Annotated in this window: 1 pseudogene; it reads left to right on the forward strand. The window is 43.1% G+C overall.

Annotated elements, in window-relative coordinates:
- Window positions 1-312 (forward strand): annotated as a pseudogene (locus CIK04_RS33775) (aminoacyl-tRNA deacylase); the annotation flags it as partial.
- Between the last annotated feature and the right edge of the window lie 292 nt (window positions 313-604).

Below are 604 nucleotides of genomic sequence, written 5' to 3' on the forward strand. Positions count from 1 at the left end.
AGGCGATCGCTCTGTTGATCCTAAAAAAGTCAGAGCATTAATGGATTATCGGCGCATGACATGCGTCGACAGTTCGCAAATTTATGCAATTACAGGATATCAACTGGCACTGTACTCCCTCTTCACTAAAAAGCCATGCCGATTGTCTTCGACCATGCACTTCAAGCGGAGTCGATGGTCACCATCAGCAGTGGAAACAATATGGCAGGACTGGCTTTATCGTTAACACACCTAGCCCAACTCACCTCTCCCATCTGGGCTGACATTTGTCGTTCTAGTGAACTAGGCACATTATTGACTCATCAAAAGTAATCGATTGCGCTCACAAATTGTGATCAACCTCAAATCAACAGAAAATTCCATCGGAATTTTAGTCTACATTAAAAACATAAATAGTCAATGCGGTTATTTTAGGATAACCTGAATTTGTTGATTGACCGCTCAATGAGTGTTCAGTTGACCCAAGTGAATCCACTGACCTTGGTCAGGAAATCCACTTTTGTGTAATGCATCTGTGACTATTCGCCCGCTGTTGCGGGCTTTTTTTTAGGCACCTAACCTATTCGAGTCGATCTTTTCCCCAKAAATAGCACCTCATAGTGCG

Source organism: Vibrio sp. 03_296, assembly GCF_002265885.1.